This is a genomic window from Streptomyces sp. NRRL B-24085 (assembly GCF_001282115.1).
In the GTDB taxonomy this organism is placed as follows: Bacteria; Actinomycetota; Actinomycetes; order Streptomycetales; family Streptomycetaceae; genus Streptomyces.
The window spans coordinates 1-4,232 of the sequence record NZ_LJBR01000359.1 but is presented as its reverse complement, the minus strand read 5'-3'; the positions used below and the strand labels follow the sequence as shown (position 1 = coordinate 4,232).

4 protein-coding genes are annotated in these 4,232 nt (G+C 72.4%); all 4 read left to right on the top strand.

Annotation, left to right across the window (positions count from 1 at the left end; genetic code table 11):
* Positions 1 to 218: 218 nt before the first annotated feature.
* The 4 genes from AOJ26_RS32440 to AOJ26_RS32425 all read left to right on the top strand — a co-directional run bounded on the left by AOJ26_RS32440 (position 219) and on the right by AOJ26_RS32425 (position 4,128).
* Positions 219 to 1,310 carry an LLM class flavin-dependent oxidoreductase gene (locus AOJ26_RS32440; protein WP_053851942.1) on the top strand — a complete coding sequence of 364 codons (1,092 nt, stop codon included), beginning with the start codon at positions 219 to 221 and terminating at the stop codon, positions 1,308 to 1,310.
* Positions 1,307 to 1,912, top strand: a complete 606-nt coding sequence (locus AOJ26_RS32435) for an FMN reductase (protein ID WP_053851941.1) — start codon at positions 1,307 to 1,309, stop codon at positions 1,910 to 1,912. Before AOJ26_RS32440 ends, AOJ26_RS32435 begins: the two co-directional genes overlap by 4 nt.
* Before the next feature lie 74 nt (positions 1,913 to 1,986).
* Positions 1,987 to 2,712 carry a response regulator transcription factor gene (locus AOJ26_RS32430; RefSeq protein WP_179200270.1) on the top strand — a complete coding sequence of 242 codons (726 nt, stop codon included), beginning with the start codon at positions 1,987 to 1,989 and terminating at the stop codon, positions 2,710 to 2,712.
* Complete coding sequence (locus AOJ26_RS32425; RefSeq protein WP_053851939.1) at positions 2,713 to 4,128, top strand: sensor histidine kinase; 1,416 nt, start codon at positions 2,713 to 2,715, stop codon at positions 4,126 to 4,128. It abuts the gene before it with no gap.
* Positions 4,129 to 4,232 lie beyond the last annotated feature (104 nt).

Genomic DNA, 4,232 nt, shown 5'->3' with positions numbered 1-4,232 from the left:
GTGTGGAACGGGGGGACGGTGGACCGCAACCGGGAGAACGACCGGCAGCGGGTGCTGGTGCTGGACAGCGGGGACGAGTACTACTTCTGACGCGCGGGAGGGGCACCGCCGGGGGCGTCGTCGTTCGGTGCTCCCGGCGGGAATAGGCGGGGGCGGGGTCTCGTTCTCCGGGTACGCGGTTATAGTTGAACCGTCAACAACCTGGAGGATGAGCGACCATGCAGTTCGGGATCTTCAGCGTCGGCGATGTCACGCCGGACCCGACGACCGGCCGTACGCCGACCGAGCGCGAGCGCATCAAGGCCATGGTCGCGATCGCGCTGAAGGCGGAGGAGGTCGGACTCGACGTCTTCGCGACCGGTGAGCACCACAACCCGCCGTTCGTGCCGTCGTCCCCGACGACCATGCTCGGCTACATCGCGGCGCAGACCGAGAAGCTCATCCTCTCGACCTCGACCACGCTGATCACCACGAACGACCCGGTGAAGATCGCCGAGGACTTCGCGATGCTCCAGCACCTGGCCGACGGCCGGGTGGACCTGATGATGGGCCGCGGCAACACCGGCCCGGTCTACCCCTGGTTCGGCAAGGACATCCGCGAGGGCATCAGCCTCGCCATCGAGAACTACGCCCTGCTGCGCCGCCTGTGGCGCGAGGACGTCGTGAACTGGGAAGGCAAGTTCCGCACCCCGCTCCAGGGCTTCACCTCCACCCCCCGGCCCCTGGACGGAGTCGCGCCGTTCGTGTGGCACGGCTCCATCCGCTCGCCGGAGATCGCCGAACAGGCCGCTTACTACGGCGACGGGTTCTTCCACAACAACATCTTCTGGCCGGCCGACCACACCCAGCGGATGGTCGAGCTGTACCGGAGCCGGTACGCCCACTACGGCCACGGCACCCCCGAGCAGGCCATCGTCGGCCTGGGCGGCCAGGTGTTCATGCGCCGCAACTCCCAGGACGCGGTGAAGGAGTTCCGTCCCTACTTCGACAACGCGCCCGTGTACGGTCACGGCCCGTCGCTGGAGGACTTCACCGAGCAGACCCCGCTGACCGTCGGCTCCCCGGAGCAGGTCATCGAGAAGACGCTGAAGTTCCGCGAGTACGCCGGCGACTACCAGCGCCAGCTCTTCCTGGTGGACCACGCGGGACTGCCCCTGAAGACGGTCCTGGAGCAGATCGACATGCTCGGCGAGGAGGTCGTACCCGTCCTGCGCAAGGAGTTCGCCGCCGGCCGCCCGGCGGATGTGCCGGAAGCACCCACCCACGCGTCCCTGCTGGCCGCGGAGCGCAACAAGGAGGTCGTCGCATGAAGCTCGTCGTCGTGTCCGCGGGACTGAGCGTCCCGTCGTCCACCCGGCTGCTGGGAGACCGGCTGGCCGCCGCCGTCGGGCGGGCGGCCGCGGTGGAGACGCAGGTCGTGGAGTTGCGGGAACTCGCCGTGGAGATCGCGCAGAACTTCACCAACGGCTTCCCCGGACGGGCCCTGGCCGCCGCGCAGGAGGCGGTGGCCGCCGCCGACGGACTGATCGTCGTCACGCCGGTGTTCTCGGCGTCGTACAGCGGACTGTTCAAGTCGTTCTTCGACGTGCTCGAGCCCGACGCGCTGGAGGGCAAGCCGGTGCTGGTCGCGGCGACCGGCGGCACGGCCCGGCACTCGCTGGTGCTGGAGCACGCGCTGCGGCCGCTGTTCGCCTACCTGAAGGCCGTCGTCGTGCCGACCGGGGTGTACGCCGCCTCGGAGGACTGGGGCGCCGAGGGCTTGGACGGGCGGATCGACCGGGCGGCCGGGCAGCTGGCCGCGCTGATGACCGGCCTGTCGGCCGCCCCGGCGCCGCGCGCCACCGGGGCCGACGCGTTCTCGGCCGTGGTGCCCTTCGAGGAGCAGCTCGCCGCGCTGCGTCCCACGGGGTGAGAGGGCAGTAAGAAGGGCGTGCGGTGAGCAGCTCATCACGTCGTACGACTCGGTGGGCACGGCACACTGAGGGTGTGCCCCAGAATGTGCTGCTCGCTGAAGACGACCGTGCCATCCGTCACGCCCTGGAGCGCGCCCTGATCCTGGAGGGCTACCAGGTCACCGCGGTCGCCGACGGGGTCGAGGCGCTGGCGCAGGCCCACAGGACGCCGCCGGACGTGCTCGTCCTCGACGTGATGATGCCCGGGATCGACGGGCTCCAGGTCTGCCGGGTGCTGCGTGCCGAGGGCGACCGCACCCCGATCCTCATGCTGACGGCGCTCGTGGAGACCCAGGACCGGATCGCCGGCCTGGACGCGGGCGCCGACGACTACGTGGTCAAGCCCTTCGACGTCGAGGAGGTCTTCGCCCGGCTGCGGGCCCTGCTGCGGCGGACCAGCCCCGACGGGATGGCCCCGGCCGGCGCCGCTCCCCGGGCCGTCGCGCCCGAGCTGCCCGACGGGCGGATCGAGGCGGCCGGGCTGCGCATGGACATCCAGGCGCGGCGGGCCTGGCGGGGCACGCGCGAGCTGGAGCTGACCCGCACCGAGTTCGAGCTGCTGGAGCTGCTCGTGCGGAACGCGGGCATCGTGCTGGACCACTCGACCATCTACGACCGCATCTGGGGCTACGACTTCGGGCCCGGCTCCAAGAACCTCGCCGTCTACGTCGGCTACCTGCGCCGCAAGCTCGACGAGCCCGGTGCGCCGCAGCTCATCCACACGGTGCGTGGCGTGGGTTACGTGCTCCGGGAGGACTGAGTGGGGCGGCTGGCCCGGCTGTGGGCCCGGCCGCGGCCCCGGCTGCTGTCCCTGCGGGCCACGTTCGCGGTGTCCTTCGCCGCGGTGACGGCCGCGGTGACCGTGCTCGTCGGGGTGCTGTCCTACAGTGCCGCCGCCCGGCTGGTGCGGGTGGACCAGGAGTCGGTGTTCGACCAGGTCGTGCAGGATCTGCGGGACGAGGTGAGCCAGCACCGGATGGCGCCGGAGGACTTCTCGTCCTCGGCGCCGGGGCATGACCTGGTGCGGCCCGCCCGTACGGATGTGCAGGTGCTGGGGCCCACCGGGGCGGTCGCCGATCCCGGGCGGCCCGGGCTGCCGGTGGTCGCCGGGGACCGGCGGGTCGCGGCGGCGGGTGCGGCCGGGCGGATGGTCCTGCACAAGGAGGTCTCGGTCGGCAGCGACGTGTACCGGATCGCCACCGTCTCGCTGGGCGACGGGCGGGGCGCCGTGCAGGTGGCCCAGGAGTTCAGTGACACCGAGGACCTGCTGCGGGCGCTCCAGCAGCGGACGTTCCTGCTCATGGCGGCGGTCGTGGTGGGCGCCGGTCTCTTCGGGTGGTGGCTGGCCCGGCGGATCACCCGGCGGCTGGTGATTCTCACGTCCGCCGCGGAGGACGTGGCGCGGACGCGGCGGCTCGGCATCGAGGTGCCGGTCACGGGTTACGACGAGGTGGGGCGCCTGGGCCGGGCCTTCGACCGGATGCTGGGGCGGCTCGCGCAGTCGGAGGAGGACCAGCGGCGGCTGGTGCAGGACGCGGGGCACGAGTTGCGGACGCCGCTGACGTCGTTGCGCACGAACATCTCCCTGCTGCGGCGGATCGACGAGCTGCCGCCCGCCACGCGCGAGGACCTGGTCGCCGATCTCACCCAGGAGGCACGGGAGTTGACCGACCTGGTCAACGAGCTGGTCGACCTCGCGGCGGGGCAGTCGGACAACGAGCCGCCGCAGCGGGTGGATCTCGCCGACGTCGCCGAGGAGGTGGCGGGGCTGGCCCGGCGGCGGACCGGGCGTCGGATCGTGGTGCACGCGCAGGGGGCGACGGTGACGGACGGGCGGCCGGGGATGCTCCAGCGGGCCCTGTCGAACCTGGTCGAGAACGCGGCGAAGTTCGACCGCGACGGCAGCGGTCCGATCGAGATCTCGGTGTCGGGGTCCACGCCGTCCGGGCCCGTGCGGGTGGAGGTGCTGGACCGGGGGCCCGGGATCGCGGACGCCGACCTCGTGCGGGTCTTCGACCGCTTCTACCGGGCGGCGGACGCGCGCTCGCTGCCGGGGTCCGGGCTGGGCCTGTCGATCGTGCGCGAGGTGGCGCTGTCCCACGGGGGAGCGCCGTTCGCGTACCCGCGGGACGGCGGCGGCACGGTGATCGGGTTCACGGTAGGGGGCGGGTGGTAGGCGGCGGCGTCGGCGGGTGCGGCTGGGTGAGGGCGGGCGTTTGCGCAGTTCCCCGCGCCCCTGAGAGCCCATAGCGACGCCGGGAAGTGCAGCCACCCCAGGGG